We start from the raw sequence: 17,817 nt of genomic DNA on the forward strand, positions 1-17,817 counted from the left end.
TCCTCATGAAGTCGTGGGGGTCGAGCGGCGTGTCAGCAGGCCGCCCGGGTCGTTAGTCGCGCATCGGGCCCGGCGCCAGTACTTCGCGCGAGCCGTTGGTGTTCATGGCCGTCACCACCCCGGCCATTTCCATGGCTTCGATCATGCGGGCGGCGCGGTTGTAGCCAATCTTCAGCTTGCGCTGAACGGCAGAAATCGAGGCCCGGCGGCTCTCCAGGACGAACTGCACCGCTTCGTCGTAGAGCGCATCGGTTTCAGCATCGTCGTCACCGCCGCCACTGCTACCCTCGAAACCGCTGCCAGCCTCTTCGACACCGTTGAGGATGTCGTCGTTGTATTCAGGAGCGCCACGCAGTTTCCAGGCCTCCACCACGCGGTGCACTTCGTCGTCGGAGACGAACGCGCCATGCACACGAATCGGCAGGCTGGTGCCCGGCGGCATGTAGAGCATGTCACCGTGACCGAGCAGTTGCTCGGCGCCACCCTGGTCGATGATGGTCCGCGAGTCGATCTTGCTCGACACCTGGAACGCCATGCGGGTCGGGATGTTGGCCTTGATCAGGCCAGTGATCACGTCCACCGACGGCCGCTGTGTGGCGAGGATCAGGTGGATACCGGCCGCACGAGCCTTCTGGGCAATACGGGCGATCAGCTCTTCGACCTTCTTGCCGACGATCATCATCATGTCGGCGAATTCGTCCACCACCACCACGATGGTCGGCAGCTTGTGCAGCAGCGGCGCCTCGTCGTGGATATTTTCGCGGTGATACAGCGGGTCGCTCAACGGCGTACCGGCCTCTTCGGCTTCCTTGACCTTGGCGTTGAAGCCCGACAGGTTGCGCACGCCCATCTTCGCCATCAGCTTGTAGCGGCGCTCCATCTCGGCGACGCTCCAGCGCAAGGCATTGGCGGCGTCCTTCATGTCGGTGACCACCGGGCACAGCAGGTGCGGGATGCCCTCGTAGATCGACAGCTCGAGCATTTTCGGGTCGATCATGATCAGCTTGGCGTCTTCGGGACCTGACTTGAACAGAATCGACAGGATCATCGCGTTCACACCCACCGACTTACCGGAGCCGGTGGTACCGGCCACCAGCAGGTGGGGCATTTTCGCCAGGTCAGTGATGACCGGCTTGCCGCCGATGTCGTGGCCCAGGGCCAGGGTGACCGGCGACTTGTGGTTGTCGTACTCAGGCGTCGACAGCACTTCGGAAAAGCGCACGATCTGCCGGTCTTCGTTGGGAATCTCGATGCCCACGGTGGTCTTGCCGGGAATCACTTCTACCACCCGCACGCTGGTCACGGCCAGGGAACGCGCCAAGTCCTTCGCGAGGTTGGAGATGCGACTGACCTTCACGCCAGCGGCCGGCTGGATTTCGTAGCGGGTGATGACCGGGCCCGGGTGGATCGAGTCTACCGAGACCTCGACCCCGAACTCCTTGAGCTTGATCTCCAGCAAATGGCCGACGGCCGCCAGGGATTCGGGGGAATAGTTGAGCTGTTTCTTCTCGGCCGGGTCCAGGATCGAGATCGGCGGCAAGGTGCCTTCCACCGCGCTGTCGACGAACAGCGGCGCCTGTTTCTCTTTCTGGACGCGCTTGCTTTGCTCGGGCGGCTTGGCCGGGGCCATGGTGATGACCGGCGGCACCTGTTTCTCGCGATCGGACATGTGCTTGCTCAGCGCCTGCTCACGCTCGATCAGGCGCTCCTTGACCTTGGCCTGCTCGCGTTTGTCCGGCGTCGTCGGGGCTACCACGTCGTGGACGCGGTCGTCGACTTCACGCAGTTGCGCCACCAGTTGCTTGCGCTCGGTGCGCGCCGCCCACCAGCGGTTCATGGCGCCCTGGATCAGTTCGATCAGGTCGAGGGTGATCTTGCCGGTGACGTCCATGACCTTGAACCACGACAGGTCGGTGAACACCGTCAGGCCGAACAGGAACAGGGCGATGAACAGCAGCGTGCTGCCCTGGATGTTCAGGGCGTTCCTGGCCAGGTCGCCGAGGCTTTCCCCCAGCGCCCCGCCCGCCCCGGCCGGCAAGCCGGTGGGCGCGTGGAAATGGATATGGGCCAACGCGGCCCCCGACAGCACCAGGAACACCAGGCCGATCAGCCGCCAGGAGAACAGCCAGCCGCTCCACTGCCACGGCTCGTGGCGCTGACGAAAGATCTGGTAGGCCTTGATCGCCAGCAGCAGCGGGAAGATGTAGGCGAAATAGCCCAGCACCATGAACAGGATGTCGGCGCTGTAGGAACCGGCCGGACCGCCGAAATTCTGCACGTCGTCGATCTTGCTGTTATGGCTCCAGCCCGGATCGTCCTTGCCGTAGGTCAGCAGGGCCATCATCAGGAACAGGCACAGGGCGCCGATGGCGATCAACGCACCTTCCTTGAGCCGGTAGTGCAATTGCTGGCGCCAGAGCGGAACGACTGGTTTGGGTGCTGCGGTGGATTTCTTCAAAACGCTTCTTTTCCTGCGCCAACGGCGCGTCCATCTGTTGAATGACTATAAAAAACTGCCCATGACGAGCAGGTAAAAAAGTGAATGTGCACAACCGGTACTACTTTTACCACTGTGGGGTGCATCCAGAAAACCGCAGGTGTTGCCGAAGATTTTGATCTTTAGCCCATCCTGCGTTCAAAACTCAAGCATTGTACGGGTTTGTCCGCGCCAAGGCATTGCCTGACAGCATAGCCGGATACAGGGTGTACACGCGCCAATTGGACCATGCATTCTCTTTTGTGACAAAGGCTTATGAGGTGTTTTTTATGAACGAAGTGAAGCATTCACGCCTGATCATTCTCGGTTCCGGCCCTGCGGGGTACAGCGCGGCCGTCTATGCTGCCCGCGCCAACCTCAAACCCGTTGTCATTACCGGCCTGCAGGCCGGTGGCCAGCTCACCACCACGGTGGAAGTCGATAACTGGCCCGGCGACGTCGAAGGCCTGACGGGCCCGGTACTGATGGAACGCATGCAACGGCACGCCGAGCGCTTCGACACACAGATCGTCTACGACCATGTCCACACCGCCAAGTTGCAACAGCGCCCATTCGAATTGATCGGCGACAGCGGCACCTACACCTGCGACGCACTGATCATTGCCACCGGTGCCTCGGCGCAATATCTGGGCCTGCCTTCGGAAGAAAGCTTCGCCGGCAAAGGGGTTTCCGCGTGTGCGACCTGCGATGGCTTTTTCTATCGCAACCAGGTGGTGGCCGTGGTCGGCGGCGGCAATACCGCGGTCGAGGAAGCCCTGTACCTGTCGAACATCGCCAGGGAAGTACACCTGATCCACCGTCGCGACAAGCTGCGTTCAGAGAAGATCCTGCAGGACAAACTCTTCGAAAAGGCCGCCAGCGGCAATATCAAGCTGCATTGGAACCAGAACCTGGATGAAGTCCTGGGCGACGCCAGCGGCGTGACTGGCGCGCGCCTGCGCCACAGCGAGACCGGCGAAACCAGCACCTTGTCCCTGGCCGGCGTGTTCATTGCCATCGGCCATAAACCCAATACCGAGCTGTTCCAGGGCCAGTTGAAGATGCGCGACGGCTACCTGATCGTGCGCGGCGGCAGCGAGGGCAATGCCACCGCGACCGATATCGAAGGTGTGTTCGCCGCTGGCGATGTGGCCGACCACGTCTATCGCCAGGCAATTACCTCCGCCGGCGCCGGCTGCATGGCCGCACTCGACGCAGAGAAGTATCTCGATGACATCCCTGCCGTTTGACGGTTAACCTTCCAGGCGGGCGCTCGCCGATGGACGAGGCCCGCCACCTGCCGCCCTCCCCTTCTACTAAGCCGGACAACAATGCTGACCTGGTTACAACGCAACACCTTCGAGTTCCCGCCATTGGCAAAAGCCATGCGCGATCCCAACGGGTTATTGGCCGCCGGTGGCGATCTATCCGCCGACAGGCTGATCCAGGCCTATCGCCACGGTTGCTTCCCATGGTTTTCCGAGGGGCAACCGATCCTCTGGTGGTCGCCGGACCCGCGCACGGTGCTGTTTCCCGACGAACTGCACATATCCCGCAGCCTGGGCAAACTGCTGCGCAAGCAGCGTTATGAAGTGACGTTCGATCGGGATTTTGCGGCGGTCATCCAGGCCTGCGCCGCGCCGCGGGACTATGCCGAGGGCACCTGGATCACCGACGCCATGCAAACCGCTTATCTGGAACTGCACCGACGCGGTTTCGCCCATTCGGTGGAAGTGTGGGACCAAGGGGCGTTGGTGGGCGGCCTGTATGGCTTGGCCATGGGGCAGCTGTTTTTTGGCGAGTCCATGTTCAGCCGGGCCGACAATGCGTCGAAATTCGGCTTCGCGAGGCTGGTCCAACACCTCAAGGCCGCCGGTTTCGTGCTGATCGACTGCCAGATGCCCACCGAGCATCTGCACAGCCTGGGCGCCCGCTCGATTCCACGAGCTGAGTTTGCTGGCTATCTCAAGGCCCACCTGGATCAACCCAGCCACGCAACCTGGGTTTGCTGAGCGACATTCGCGTGCGTGGCTTACACTTAAATTTAAAAGCTTATCCGAGGGTTGATCATGACCGAGTTGGCGCGCTTGAAGTTCTATGCCACTCAGCCCCACTCTTGCAGTTACCTGCCGGAGGAGCAGGCCACGACGCTGTTCCTCGACCCTAGCCAGCCCATGGATGTGCATGTCTACGCAGACCTGTCGGAAATGGGCTTTCGTCGTAGCGGCGACCACCTCTACCGGCCCCATTGCCAGCATTGCAACGCCTGTGTCCCGGCGCGCATCCCTGTGGCGCAATTTTTGCCCAATCGTCAGCAGAAACGCATTTTCAAGCGCAACGCCGACCTTCAGGTCCGCCCGGCCAAGCCGCAGTTCACCGAAGAATATTTCGACCTGTACCAGCGCTACATCGAACAACGCCATGCCGATGGCGACATGTACCCGCCCAGTCGGGATCAGTTCTCGACCTTCCTGGTGCGTGACCTGCCGTTTTCCCGCTTCTACGAGTTCCGACTGGACGGGCGCCTGGTCGCCATCGCCGTCACGGACCTGCTGCCCAATGGGCTTTCGGCGGTGTACACCTTCTACGAGCCGGACGAAGAACGGCGCAGCCTGGGACGGTTTGCCATTCTCTGGCAAATCAACGAAGCCCGGCGCCTGGGACTGGAAGCGGTGTACCTGGGCTACTGGATCAAGAACTGCAAGAAAATGAACTACAAGACCCAATATCGCCCCATTGAACTGCTGATTAACCAGCGGTGGGTTGTCCTGAGTTAGACCCCTTCGGCTTATAAAGCTAGAACCCCTTGGCTTGAACCCCCTTTTTCGGGCACAATGCACGCCGCTTTTGCCTGGCGCAGTTGCACCGGGCCATTCACTGGATACCGAGGGCTTTACTGCATGTCGAAAGAAGACAGCTTCGAAATGGAAGGCACTGTCGTCGACACCCTGCCCAACACCATGTTTCGTGTGGAGTTGGAAAATGGGCACGTCGTAACCGCGCATATCTCCGGCAAGATGCGCAAGAACTACATTCGTATTCTTACCGGTGACAAAGTGCGCGTCGAGCTGACGCCCTATGACTTGAGCAAAGGGCGCATCACTTACCGCGCTCGCTAACAAGTCAATACAAAACGCCCGGCTGATGCCGGGCGTTTTTGTTTGTGGGAGCCAAGCTTGCTCCCACAGGGAATTGGCCGTGAGACTCAATCTTGTGCCTTGCCCAAGACAAACTGTGGGAGCGAGCTTGCTCGCGATAGCGGTGGGTCAGCGCGCATCGATGCCGAATGTGCCGCCGCCATCGCGAGCAAGCTCGGCTCCCACAGGGATTGGCGGCGCTGCTCAATCTTGTGCCTTGCCCAAGACAAACTGTGGGAGCGAGCTTGCTCGCGATAGCGGTGGGTCAGCTTGCATCGATGCCGAATGTGCCGCCGCCATCGCGAGCAAGCTCGGCTCCCACAGAGATTGGCGGTGAAACTCATCTTGTGCCTTGCCCCAGACAAACTGTAGGGGGGGTGGTGTGGGGCTGGATAGCAAAAAGGCGCCTTTCGGCGCCTTTTGCTTTGTTGCGACTAATGGTCAGGCCATTTCGGCCGTGGTTTCGAAGTCGAAGGTCAGTTCGCCGTCCTTGATGTCGATGTGCACCACACCGCCATGCTCGGCCAGTTCGCCAAAGAGGATTTCCTCGGCCAGCGGACGCTTGATCTTGTCCTGAATCAAGCGAGCCATCGGCCGCGCGCCCATCGTCACATCGTAACCACCTTCTGCCAGCCAACTGCGGGCCGCATCGGTGACTTCCAGCAATACACGCTTGTCTTCGAGCTGCGCCTGAAGTTCGGTAAGGAACTTGTCCACCACGCTCTTGATGACTTCATGGCTGAGGCGACCAAACTGGATAATGGTATCCAGGCGGTTGCGGAATTCAGGCGTGAAGCTCTTCTTGATCACTTCCATCGCATCGGACGAGTGGTCCTGATGGGTGAAACCGATCGAAGCGCGAGCTGCGGTTTCGGCACCGGCGTTCGTGGTCATGATGACGATCACGTTGCGGAAGTCCGCCTTGCGCCCGTTGTTATCGGTCAGCGTACCGTGGTCCATGACCTGCAGGAGCAGGTTGAAGACTTCCGGGTGCGCCTTCTCGATCTCGTCAAGCAGCAATACGCAGTGCGGTTGCTTGGTGATGGCTTCGGTCAACAGGCCGCCCTGGTCGAAACCGACATAGCCTGGAGGCGCACCGATCAGACGCGATACGGTGTGGCGCTCCATGTACTCGGACATGTCGAAGCGAACCAGTTCGATACCCATTGCCTTGGCCAGTTGCCGCGCGGCCTCGGTCTTGCCGACACCGGTAGGACCGGCGAACAGGAACGAACCCACAGGCTTGTCCGGCGACTTGAGACCGGCACGGGACAGCTTGATGGCGGTCGACAGCGAGTCGATGGCCGCATCCTGGCCGAACACTGTCAGCTTCAGGTCACGCTCCAGGTTACGCAGCAACTCCTTGTCGGAACTGGTGACGTGTTTAGGCGGAATACGCGCGATTTTCGCCACGATGTCCTCGACCTGAGGCACTTCGATGCGCTTGACGCGTTTCTCCAGCGGTTGCAGGCGCTGGTAGGCACCCGCCTCGTCGATGACGTCGATGGCCTTGTCCGGCATGTGCCGGTCGTTGATGTAGCGCGAGGCCAGCTCAGCCGCCGCGCGCAGGGCTTCATCGCTGTACTCGATGTTGTGGTGCAGCTCGAAACGCCCTTTCAGGCCGCGCAGGATACCAATGGTGTCCTCCACCGAAGGCTCCGACACATCGACCTTCTGGAAACGCCGGGCCAGGGCACGGTCTTTCTCGAAGATCCCGCGGAACTCCTGGAACGTGGTCGAGCCGATGCAACGGATATCACCCGACGACAGCAATGGCTTGAGCAGGTTCGACGCATCCATGACCCCGCCCGACGCCGCCCCGGCACCAATAATGGTGTGGATTTCGTCGATGAACAGGATCGCTTGCGGACGTTTTTTCAACTCGCCGAGCAACGCCTTGAAGCGCTTCTCGAAATCGCCGCGGTACTTGGTACCGGCCAGCAAGGCACCCAGGTCGAGGGAATACACCACGCTGTTGGCCAGCAGGTCCGGCACCTGGTTGTCGACGATGCGCTTGGCCAGGCCTTCGGCGATTGCGGTCTTGCCCACGCCCGCCTCGCCCACCAGCAATGGGTTGTTCTTGCGACGCCGAGCCAGGATCTGGGCAACACGCTCGACTTCCGCTTCGCGCCCGACCAGCGGGTCAATGCGCCCCTGGCGTGCCAGTTCGTTCAGGTTGCTGGCATAGGCATCCAATGGATTGCCTGAAGAAGAAGACTCACCGCCCTCGTCGTCCTGCATATCCTGCTCACCCTCGGAATGATCGCCATGCCCCGGCACCTTGGAGATGCCATGTGCGATGTAGTTGACGACATCGATACGCGCAACGCTCTGCTGCTTGAGCAGGAACACCGCCTGGCTTTCCTGCTCGCTGAAGATGGCAACCAGCACGTTGGCGCCGGTGACTTCACGCTTGCCCGAGCTCTGTACATGGAAGACAGCACGCTGCAGGACACGCTGGAAGCCCAGGGTTGGCTGGGTTTCGCGATCCTCGTCATGAACGGGGATCAGTGGCGTGGTGGAGTCGATGAACTCCTGCAGATCATGCTTGAGTTTATCGAGGTTCGCGCCGCAGGCACGCAAAACGGTGGCGGCAGCCTCGTTATCCAATAGGGCCAGCAGCAGGTGTTCGACGGTCATGAATTCATGACGCTTCGAACGAGCCTCCTTGAAGGCAAGATTGAGGGTGACTTCGAGCTCGCGGTTTAACATAGCTTCACCTCATACCCAAGTGGTCGGCGTTAACCGTCCTTCTCGATTTCACAGAGTAGCGGATGCTGGCTTTCCCGGGCGTACTGGTTGACCTGCATGGCCTTCGTCTCGGCGATGTCGCGGGTAAACACTCCACATACTGCCCGTCCCTCTGTATGGACGGCCAGCATGACCTTGGTCGCCAGCTCGCGATTCAGGTTAAAAAACACCTCGAGCACTTCGACGACGAAATCCATCGGTGTGTAGTCATCGTTGAACAAAACCACCTTGTACATCGGTGGCGCCTGTAATGCAGGCTTTGCCTCCTGAACAGCAATGCCTGCGGAATCGTCGTCGTGTAGATCCGGGCGATCCTGATTGAATGTTAGTCGAATCTGGCTGACTGCATGCATGGAAAGAAAGGTTCGTTTAGTTGGCGAATACAGTGATGGGGGCGCTTGTGGACGATTTCAACCACGACCACCCGGCCACCTTGACTATCGGCAAAACGGTGTTACAACCAATAGAGCCCATCGTGGGTTAAAAAGGTCCGTGGAATCTATCCTTACTTCAAGATTAGCCTGCGGATGGACTGGATGATACTCCAGTGATGGAGTGCGTTGCAGAGGGAAATGGGTTATGTCGGTAGTCAAGATGAATGGCAAGGTGAAATGGTTCAACAATGCCAAGGGCTACGGTTTCATTATCGCGGCCGGCAGGGATGATGAAGACCTTTTCGCCCATTACTCGGCCATCAACATGGAAGGCTATAAAACCCTGAAGGCCGGACAGCCTGTGACGTTCGACGTCATCCAGGGACCCAAGGGCCTGCACGCGGTCAACATCAGGCTTGTCACCGTCGAAGATGTACCCACCCCTGTCAATGTCAGGGTCACCGAGACTCATTGACCGGCCGCCGCACCGGACAAATGAAAATGCCCGGCTCGATCACTCGAGCCGGGCATTCGCGCTGAGCGCCGATCCGCTTACATGTGCGAGATCAGGGCATCGCCGAAGCCCGAGGACGACACCAGCTTGGCGCCCTCCATCAGACGTTCGAAGTCATAGGTCACGGTCTTGGCCGAAATCGCGCCATTGGTGCCTTTGATGATCAGGTCGGCCGCCTCGGTCCAACCCATGTGACGCAGCATCATTTCCGCCGACAGGATCAGCGAGCCCGGGTTGACCTGGTCCTTGCCGGCATACTTGGGCGCGGTACCGTGGGTGGCTTCGAACATTGCCACGGTGTCGGACAGGTTGGCGCCCGGCGCAATACCGATACCGCCCACTTCCGCCGCCAGGGCGTCGGACAGGTAGTCACCGTTCAGGTTCAGGGTGGCGATCACGTCATATTCAGCCGGACGCAGCAGGATCTGCTGCAGCATCGCATCGGCGATGGCGTCCTTGACGACGACATTCTTGCCAGTCTTCGGGTTCTTGAACTGCATCCACGGCCCGCCGTCGAGCAGGGTCGCGCCGAACTCCTCGGCTGCCACTTCGTAGGCCCATTCCTTGAAGGCACCTTCGGTGAACTTCATGATGTTGCCTTTATGCACGATGGTCAGCGAATCGCGGTCGTTGTCGACCACATATTGCAAAGCCTTGCGAGCCAGGCGCTGGGTGCCCTGCTTGGAAACCGGCTTGACGCCGATGCCGCAATCCTCGTCGAAACGGATCTTGGTCACGCCCATTTCTTCTTTCAGGAACTTGATGACCTTGGTGGCTTCGGCCGAACCGGCCTTCCACTCGATGCCAGCGTAGATGTCCTCGGAGTTCTCGCGGAAGATCGTCATGTCCACGTCGCCAGGCTTCTTGACCGGGCTTGGCACGCCTTCGAACCAGCGCACCGGACGCAGGCACACGTACAGGTCGAGCTGCTGGCGCAGGGCCACGTTCAGCGAACGGATACCACCGCCCACCGGCGTGGTCAGTGGGCCCTTGATGGAAACCACGTAATCCTTGACCGCGTCCAGGGTTTCCTGGGGCAGCCAAGTGTCCTGGTCGTAGACTTGAGTCGCTTTCTCACCAGCATAGACTTCCATCCAGGAAATCTTGCGCTTGCCGCCATAGGCCTTCTGAACCGCAGCGTCCACAACCTTGATCATGACCGGACTGATATCGACGCCAATGCCGTCGCCTTCGATGAAGGGGATGATCGGGTTGTCGGGAACATTAAGAGAATGGTCTGCATTGACGGTGATTTTGTCACCGACGGCTGGAACCTGAATCTTTTGATACCCCATGCTGAACTCCATTGCTTGGATTGAACATCTGGCTGCGTTCGAGCGTACCCCACTTGAATCGGCGCGCAAACCCTACGTTAGGCTCATCCGGGGTAAAGCGTTGCAGTTCGCGGTGTACAACCCTGAAAGCCAAGGGAAAAGCGCCAAACATGAGCATAGCCCGCTCCTTGGGTACTGCGACGTTTAGACCAATGGACGTGTACGGAAGTCCATGAACCATCGGCAGATTGCCAGCTACCTATGTATAATGCCGCCGCTGACCACAGGGTCACGTTGGCTGAGCGCTCTATCACAGGACTTTCCGCCAATTTAGAAGCCGGACCGTTACCGCGGCCCAACCGCTTGACGCTCGACTGATGCACCCAACATCACCGCGAAGAAACCTCGACATTCGGTTCACGGATGACTTTGAACGAACGCGCTTACCCGGCGCCCCTCGAGTTTCTGCGCATGCTTTAGCAAAGAAGAGAGTTAATCCGAATATGCCCACCCGCTCGAAGATCATCTATACCTTCACCGACGAAGCGCCCGCCCTCGCCACCTATTCGCTGCTGCCGATCGTCGAAGCCTTTACCGCTTCGGCCGATATCGCCGTGGAAACCCGCGATATCTCCCTCGCAGGGCGCATCCTGGCCAGCTTCCCCGAGCAACTGGGTGACAAAGCCGTAGCCGACCACCTCGCCGAACTGGGCGACCTGGCCGTTACGCCTGAAGCCAACATCATCAAGCTGCCGAACATCAGCGCCTCGGTACCGCAACTGCAGGCCGCGATCAAGGAATTGCAGGCCCAGGGCTACGCACTGCCGGACTACCCGGAAACCGTGGCCAGCGACGCCGAGAAAGACGCCCGCGCCCGCTACGACAAGATCAAGGGCAGCGCCGTGAACCCGGTCCTGCGCGAAGGCAACTCTGATCGTCGCGCGCCGCTGTCGGTCAAGAACTACGCCCGCAAGCACCCGCACAAAATGGGCGCCTGGGCAGCCGACTCCAAGTCCCACGTGGCCCACATGAGCACCGGCGATTTCTACGGCAGCGAAAAAGCCGCGCTGATCGACGCCGCCGGCAGCGTGAAAATCGAGCTGATCGCCCAGGACGGCACTGCCACTGTCCTGAAGGAAAAAACCACCGTACAAGCCGGTGAGATCCTCGACTGCGCCGTGATGAGCAAAAACGCCCTGCGCGACTTCATCGCCGCTGAAATCGAAGACGCCAAGCAAAAAGGCGTCCTGCTGTCGGTTCACCTCAAGGCCACCATGATGAAGGTCTCCGACCCGATCATGTTCGGCCAGATCGTTGCCGAGTTCTATAAAGACGCCCTGGCCAAGCACGCACAAGTGCTGGAGCAGATCGGCTTCAACCTGAACAACGGCATCGGCGACCTGTACGCCCGCATCAAGGCCCTGCCGGCCGAGCAGCAGGCGCAGATCGAAGCCGACATCCAGGCGGTCTACGCAGCGCGCCCATCCCTGGCGATGGTCAACTCCGACAAAGGCATCACCAACCTGCACGTGCCGAGCGACGTCATCGTCGACGCCTCGATGCCAGCCATGATCCGTGACTCCGGCAAGATGTGGGGCACCGACGGCCAACTGCACGACACCAAGGCCGTGATCCCGGATCGCTGCTACGCCACCATCTACCAGGCGGTGATCGAAGACTGCAAGCAACACGGCGCCTTCGACCCAACCACCATGGGCAGCGTGCCGAACGTTGGCCTGATGGCCAAGAAAGCCGAAGAGTACGGTTCCCACGACAAGACCTTCCAGATCAAGGTCGACGGCGTGGTCCGTGTTTCGGACAGCAACGGCCGCACCCTGTTGGAGCAGAGCGTCGAAGCTGGCGACATCTTCCGCATGTGCCAGACCAAGGACGCACCGATCCAGGACTGGGTCAAACTGGCCGTCAACCGCGCCCGCGCCAGCAGCACCCCGGCGATCTTCTGGCTGGACCCGATGCGCGCCCATGACGGCGTCGTGATCGAGAAAGTCCAGACCTACCTGAAGGACTACGACACTGCCGGCCTGGACATCCGCATCATGTCGCCGGTCGACGCGATGAAGTTCACCCTGGCCCGCACCCGCGAAGGCAAGGACACCATCTCGGTGACCGGCAACGTACTGCGCGACTACCTGACCGACCTGTTCCCTATCATGGAGCTGGGCACCAGCGCCAAAATGCTGTCGATCGTGCCGCTGATGAACGGCGGCGGCCTGTTCGAAACCGGCGCTGGCGGCTCGGCCCCCAAACACGTGCAGCAATTGCTGGAAGAGAACTTCCTGCGCTGGGATTCCCTGGGCGAATTCCTGGCCCTGGCCGCGTCCCTCGAGCACCTGGGCGTGACCTACAACAACCCGAAGGCCCTGGTGCTGGCCAAGACCCTGGACCAGGCTACCGGTGAGTTCCTGGACCGCAACAAGTCGCCTTCGCGCAAGGTCGGCGGCATCGACAACCGCGGCAGCCACTTCTACCTGACCCTGTTCTGGGCCCAGGCACTGGCCGCTCAAGACGACGACGCAGCCCTCAAGGCTCAGTTCGCTTCCCTGGCCAAGACATTGACCGACAACGAAGAAAAAATCGTTGCCGAACTCAATGCCGTGCAAGGCAAGCCCATGGACATCGGCGGTTACTACTTCGCCAACCCGGAGCTGACCAGCAAGGCCATGCGCCCGAGCAACACCTTCAACGCGGCGATTGCTGCGCTGGTGTAAGGTTGTAGGCAGTACCACGAACCCCGGCCTTGTGCCGGGGTTTGTGTTTCTGGCATTTAGCCCCCACCCCTGTGGGAGCGAGCTTGCTCGCGATAGCAATTAATCATTCAATTCAAATATTGACTGACACACCGCTATCGCGAGCAAGCTCGCTCCCACAATAAGATCGGGGTACGGTCGGAGAGATAGGCCGGCTGTCAGGCCGCCTCGCGAGCAAGCTTTGCTCCCACAGATCTGACAGGTGTACGACCGGGCGAGCCAGGCCGGCCGTTAGGCCGCCTCGCTCTTGATCTTGATCTGGGGCGCCCCGTTAACCACGATGGCCGAACGCAGGTATTGCGCAGTGGGCCCACGGAGCAATGCCTGCGTTCGAGCATGCCGAGCCTAAGCGAGGCACCGAGTGGTGGGGCAAAGCGCTTTTGGTTACTTTTGGCGCTCTTCCAAAAGTGACCCGCTGTAAGAGCGGAACCATAGGCAGCCCTGACCGCAGCAACGGATATGTACTCAATCAACAAAACCCCAGCCAACTGCAAACCCCACACCCCAACCTGAGAAATAGAAGAACCTCATGAACTGGCAACCCCACATCACCGTCGCCACCATCGTCGAAGACAACGGCCGCTTCCTGATGGTGGAAGAATCCAAGGCCGGACGCGCAGTACTCAACCAACCCGCCGGCCACCTGGACCCCAACGAAACCCTGATCGAAGCCGCCGTACGCGAAACCCTCGAAGAAACCGGCTGGGACGTCGAACCCACCAGCGTCACCGGCATCTACCTCTACACCGCCCCGAGCAACGGCGTGACCTACCAGCGCGTCTGTTTCGCCGCCAAGGCCCTGAAACACCACCCCGAGTATCAACTGGACGACGGCATCCTCGGCGCCAAATGGCTGACCCGCGACGAACTGCTAGAACAGCGCGAGCACTGGCGCAGCGAGCTGATCATCCGCTGCATCGACGATTATCTGGCCGGCCACTGCCACAGTCTGACGCTGATCCGTCCTTCTCTTTAGCCTTGTGCGCCCGGGCCTGATAGAATCGCGTCCTTTTTCAAGACACTCATTGAACTCCTATGCGTGATCCAGCTCCTTCTGACACATCCAAGAAGCGCGTCATTGTCGGCATGTCCGGCGGCGTGGACTCCTCCGTTTCCGCCCTTCTGCTGATCGAGCAGGGTTATGAGGTGGAAGGCCTGTTCATGAAGAACTGGGAAGAAGACGACGGCACCGAATACTGCACCGCCATGGACGACCTGGCGGACGCCCAGGCCGTGTGCGACAAGATCGGCATCAAGCTGCACACCGCCAACTTCGCCGCCGAGTACTGGGACAACGTGTTCGAGCACTTCCTGGCCGAATACAAGGCCGGTCGCACGCCGAACCCGGACATCCTCTGCAACCGCGAAATCAAGTTCAAGGCGTTCCTCGACTACGCCATGATGCTCGGCGCCGACCTGATCGCCACCGGTCACTACGTGCGCCGCCGCGACATCGACGGCCGCACCGAACTGCTCAAGGGCCTGGACCCGAACAAGGACCAGAGCTACTTCCTGCACGCCGTCGGCGGCGAGCAGATCGCCAAGACCCTGTTCCCGGTCGGCGAACTGGAAAAGCCCGAAGTGCGCGCGATCGCCGAGAAACACCAGCTCGCCACCGCCAAGAAAAAAGACTCCACCGGGATCTGCTTTATCGGTGAGCGCCGTTTCAGCGACTTCCTCAAGCAATACCTGCCAGCCCAACCGGGCGAGATCAAGACGACCGAAGGCGAAGTCATCGGCCGTCACCATGGCCTGATGTACCACACCATCGGCCAGCGCCAGGGCCTGGGCATCGGCGGCCTGAAAGACGCCGGGGAAGAGCCGTGGTACGTGCTGGTCAAGGACCTGGAGCACAACGAGCTGATCGTCGGCCAGGGCAACGACCACCCATGGTTGTTTTCCCGCGCCCTGCTCGCCTCCGACATCTATTGGGTCAACCCGATCGACCTCAGCGAACCTCGTCGCCTGACGGCCAAGGTTCGCTACCGCCAGAGCGACCAGCCCTGCACCCTGGAAAAAACCGCCACGGGCTACCGTGCCACCTTCGATGACCCGCAGCGGGCGGTCACGCCCGGCCAGTCCGTGGTGTTCTATGACGGCGAAATATGCCTGGGCGGCGGCGTGATCGAAGTCGCAGAACCCTGGAGCAGCAAGGCATGAACCCCATCCAGGAACAACTGACGGCATTGGGCGGCGTATTTCTCGCCGCCGTGCTGGTGGACAGGATCGCCAAGACCGGCCAGGCCACCGAAGCGGGCGTGGCCTGCATGCTCGGCAGCCTGCTGGTTCGCGACCCCAAGGACACCCTGGAAGTCTACGGCGGCGACGACTTGAACCTGCGCGAAGGCTATCGTGCGCTGATCGGCGCCCTGGAGCGCGATCCCAGCGCCCTGCAACGCGAACCGCTGCGCTACGCCCTGTCGATGCTGGGCCTTGAGCGCCAGCTGGCCAAGCGCGACGACCTGCTGGAGACCATCGGCAAACGCTTGCCGCAGATCCAGTCCCAGGTCGAGCACTTCGGCCCGTCCCACGAAAACGTCGTCGCGGCTTGCGGCGCGCTGTACCAGGACACCCTGAGCACCTTGCGCCAGCGCATCCAGGTGCATGGCGACATGCGCAACCTGCAGCAACCGAGCAATGCCTCGAAGATCCGCGCCCTGTTGCTGGCCGGGATTCGTTCGGCACGGCTGTGGCGGCAGTTGGGCGGCCATCGCTGGCAACTGGTGATCAGCCGGCGCAAATTGCTTAAAGAGCTTTACCCGTTGATGCGCAACGAATAAGTCGCCTCGACCGTTTTTTTGTAGCAAGGGAGCTTACCCCCACTGGGCCTGTAGGAGCTGTCGAGCGAAGCGAGGCTGCGATCTTTTGATCTTTTGATCTTTCACTTGAGATTCAAGCGTCTGGGGAAAGATCGCAGCCTCGTTGCACTCGACAGCTCCTACACAGCTCCTACAGGCCCAGCGGGAGCAAGCTCCCTCGCCACAGGTATTAAAAGTTTTATCTCGTTACGCGTAACACGCCGGTCAGTTGGCGACGGACCGGCGATTGTTTTCATGTATGATACGCGCCCCATTTCGTTGCCCGACTGTCCGAGAACACCCCATGCAGCTCTCTTCGCTCACTGCGGTTTCCCCTGTAGACGGCCGCTACGCCGGCAAAACCCAGGCCCTGCGCCCGATTTTCAGCGAGTACGGCCTGATCCGTGCCCGCGTCCTGGTTGAAGTGCGCTGGCTCCAGCGCCTGGCCGCCCACCCTGCCATCCCTGAAGTCCCGGCGTTCTCCGCCGAAGCCAACGCGGTGCTCAACACCCTGGCGGACAACTTCGCGCTGGAGCACGCCGAGCGCGTCAAAGAGATCGAGCGCACCACCAACCACGACGTCAAGGCCATCGAATACCTGCTCAAGGAGCAGGCGGCCAAGCTGCCGGAACTGGCCAATGTCAGCGAGTTCATCCACTTTGCCTGCACCAGCGAGGACATCAACAACCTGTCCCACGCCCTGATGCTGCGCGAAGGCCGTGATGAGGTAATGCTGCCCCTGATGCGCCAGACCGCCCAGGCCATCCGCGAGCTGGCGATCCGCTTCGCCGACGTGCCGATGCTGTCGCGCACCCACGGCCAACCGGCTTCGCCGACCACCCTGGGCAAGGAGCTGGCGAACGTGGTCTACCGCCTGGAGCGCCAGATCGCCCAGGTAGCCGCCGTGCCGCTGCTGGGCAAGATCAACGGCGCCGTGGGCAACTACAACGCCCACCTGTCGGCCTACCCGGACATCGACTGGGAAGCCAACGCCCGCGCCTTCATCGAAGACGAGCTGGGCCTGAGCTTCAACCCCTACACCACCCAGATCGAACCGCATGACTACATCGCCGAGCTGTTCGATGCGATCGCGCGCTTCAACACCATCCTGATCGACTTCGACCGTGACATCTGGGGCTACATTTCCCTGGGTTACTTCAAGCAGCGCACCATCGCTGGCGAAATCGGCTCCTCGACCATGCCGCACAAGGTCAACCCGATCGACTTCGAAAACTCCGAAGGCAACCTGGGCATCGCCAACGCACTGTTCCAGCACCTGGCGAGCAAACTGCCGATCTCCCGCTGGCAGCGCGACCTGACCGACTCCACCGTGCTGCGCAACCTGGGCGTGGGTTTTGCCCACAGCGTCATTGCCTACGAAGCCAGCCTCAAGGGCATCAGCAAGCTGGAACTGAACGAGCAGAAGATCGCCGCCGACCTGGACGCCTGCTGGGAAGTCCTGGCCGAGCCGATCCAGACCGTGATGCGTCGCTACAACATCGAAAACCCGTATGAAAAGCTGAAAGAGCTGACCCGTGGCAAGGGCATCAGCCCTGAAGCGTTGCAGACTTTCATCGATGGCCTGGACATGCCTGCCGCGGCCCGCACCGAGCTGAAAAAGCTCACGCCAGCCAGCTACATCGGCAACGCAGCGGCACAAGCCAAGCGCATCTGATCCACGGCTTTACCCTTGAGACGCCCGGCCGCGCCGGGCGTTTTTATTCG

General features: G+C 60.6%; 14 protein-coding genes. 10 read left to right on the top strand and 4 right to left on the bottom strand.

Features of this window, described 5'->3' with window-relative positions; genetic code table 11:
• Nucleotides 1-52: 52 nt before the first annotated feature.
• The gene (locus tag QMK47_RS18350; RefSeq protein WP_003203332.1) at nucleotides 53-2,458 is read right to left on the bottom strand and encodes a DNA translocase FtsK; all 2,406 of its coding nucleotides are present in this window, start codon (nucleotides 2,456-2,458) and stop codon (nucleotides 53-55) included.
• A gap of 308 nt (nucleotides 2,459-2,766) precedes the next feature.
• Here QMK47_RS18350 and trxB point away from each other — a divergent pair, with 308 nt between their 5' ends.
• The 4 genes from trxB to infA all read left to right on the top strand — a co-directional run bounded on the left by trxB (nucleotide 2,767) and on the right by infA (nucleotide 5,595).
• Nucleotides 2,767-3,726 carry a thioredoxin-disulfide reductase gene (trxB, locus tag QMK47_RS18355; RefSeq protein WP_320388999.1) on the top strand — a complete coding sequence of 320 codons (960 nt, stop codon included), beginning with the start codon at nucleotides 2,767-2,769 and terminating at the stop codon, nucleotides 3,724-3,726.
• Between the two features lie 81 nt (nucleotides 3,727-3,807).
• Nucleotides 3,808-4,488, top strand: coding sequence for a leucyl/phenylalanyl-tRNA--protein transferase (aat, locus tag QMK47_RS18360; RefSeq protein WP_253476211.1), 681 nt, complete (start codon nucleotides 3,808-3,810; stop codon nucleotides 4,486-4,488).
• Between the two features lie 57 nt (nucleotides 4,489-4,545).
• Complete coding sequence (locus QMK47_RS18365; protein WP_014337689.1) at nucleotides 4,546-5,253, top strand: arginyltransferase; 708 nt, start codon at nucleotides 4,546-4,548, stop codon at nucleotides 5,251-5,253.
• 123 nt (nucleotides 5,254-5,376) lie between these two features.
• Nucleotides 5,377-5,595 (top strand): translation initiation factor IF-1, encoded by a 219-nt coding sequence (gene infA / locus QMK47_RS18370; RefSeq protein ID WP_002553999.1) that lies wholly within the window; start codon nucleotides 5,377-5,379, stop codon nucleotides 5,593-5,595.
• A gap of 459 nt (nucleotides 5,596-6,054) precedes the next feature.
• Here infA and clpA read toward each other — a convergent pair whose 3' ends face one another.
• Both clpA and clpS read right to left on the bottom strand, forming a co-directional pair.
• Complete coding sequence (gene clpA, locus QMK47_RS18375) at nucleotides 6,055-8,325, bottom strand: ATP-dependent Clp protease ATP-binding subunit ClpA (RefSeq protein WP_053123178.1); 2,271 nt, start codon at nucleotides 8,323-8,325, stop codon at nucleotides 6,055-6,057.
• A gap of 29 nt (nucleotides 8,326-8,354) precedes the next feature.
• Nucleotides 8,355-8,717, bottom strand: coding sequence for an ATP-dependent Clp protease adapter ClpS (gene clpS, locus QMK47_RS18380; RefSeq protein ID WP_003180089.1), 363 nt, complete (start codon nucleotides 8,715-8,717; stop codon nucleotides 8,355-8,357).
• Between the two features lie 226 nt (nucleotides 8,718-8,943).
• Between clpS and QMK47_RS18385 the strand changes: the two genes are divergently transcribed.
• Complete coding sequence (locus tag QMK47_RS18385) at nucleotides 8,944-9,213, top strand: cold shock domain-containing protein (protein WP_253476213.1); 270 nt, start codon at nucleotides 8,944-8,946, stop codon at nucleotides 9,211-9,213.
• Nucleotides 9,214-9,290: 77 nt separating this feature from the next.
• Here the strand turns inward: QMK47_RS18385 and icd are convergent, their stop codons facing one another.
• The gene (gene icd / locus QMK47_RS18390; protein ID WP_018609234.1) at nucleotides 9,291-10,547 is read right to left on the bottom strand and encodes an NADP-dependent isocitrate dehydrogenase; all 1,257 of its coding nucleotides are present in this window, start codon (nucleotides 10,545-10,547) and stop codon (nucleotides 9,291-9,293) included.
• Between the two features lie 482 nt (nucleotides 10,548-11,029).
• On the opposite strand from icd, the gene QMK47_RS18395 reads away from it, so the two are divergent.
• From QMK47_RS18395 to purB, 5 genes are all read left to right on the top strand, one after another.
• The gene (locus QMK47_RS18395; protein WP_253476215.1) at nucleotides 11,030-13,255 is read left to right on the top strand and encodes an NADP-dependent isocitrate dehydrogenase; all 2,226 of its coding nucleotides are present in this window, start codon (nucleotides 11,030-11,032) and stop codon (nucleotides 13,253-13,255) included.
• A gap of 568 nt (nucleotides 13,256-13,823) precedes the next feature.
• The gene (locus QMK47_RS18400) at nucleotides 13,824-14,270 is read left to right on the top strand and encodes an NUDIX hydrolase (RefSeq protein WP_258688761.1); all 447 of its coding nucleotides are present in this window, start codon (nucleotides 13,824-13,826) and stop codon (nucleotides 14,268-14,270) included.
• Nucleotides 14,271-14,329: 59 nt separating this feature from the next.
• On the top strand, nucleotides 14,330-15,454 hold the full coding sequence (gene mnmA / locus QMK47_RS18405; protein WP_057450008.1) for a tRNA 2-thiouridine(34) synthase MnmA: 1,125 nt from the start codon (nucleotides 14,330-14,332) through the stop codon (nucleotides 15,452-15,454).
• Nucleotides 15,451-16,074, top strand: a complete 624-nt coding sequence (gene hflD / locus QMK47_RS18410; RefSeq protein ID WP_214512763.1) for a high frequency lysogenization protein HflD — start codon at nucleotides 15,451-15,453, stop codon at nucleotides 16,072-16,074. Before mnmA ends, hflD begins: the two co-directional genes overlap by 4 nt.
• Before the next feature lie 322 nt (nucleotides 16,075-16,396).
• Complete coding sequence (purB, locus tag QMK47_RS18415) at nucleotides 16,397-17,767, top strand: adenylosuccinate lyase (protein ID WP_320389001.1); 1,371 nt, start codon at nucleotides 16,397-16,399, stop codon at nucleotides 17,765-17,767.
• Nucleotides 17,768-17,817: the final 50 nt, after the last annotated feature.

The organism is Pseudomonas sp. P9_35, from assembly GCF_034008205.1.
GTDB classification, from domain to species: Bacteria; Pseudomonadota; Gammaproteobacteria; order Pseudomonadales; family Pseudomonadaceae; genus Aquipseudomonas; species Aquipseudomonas kilonensis.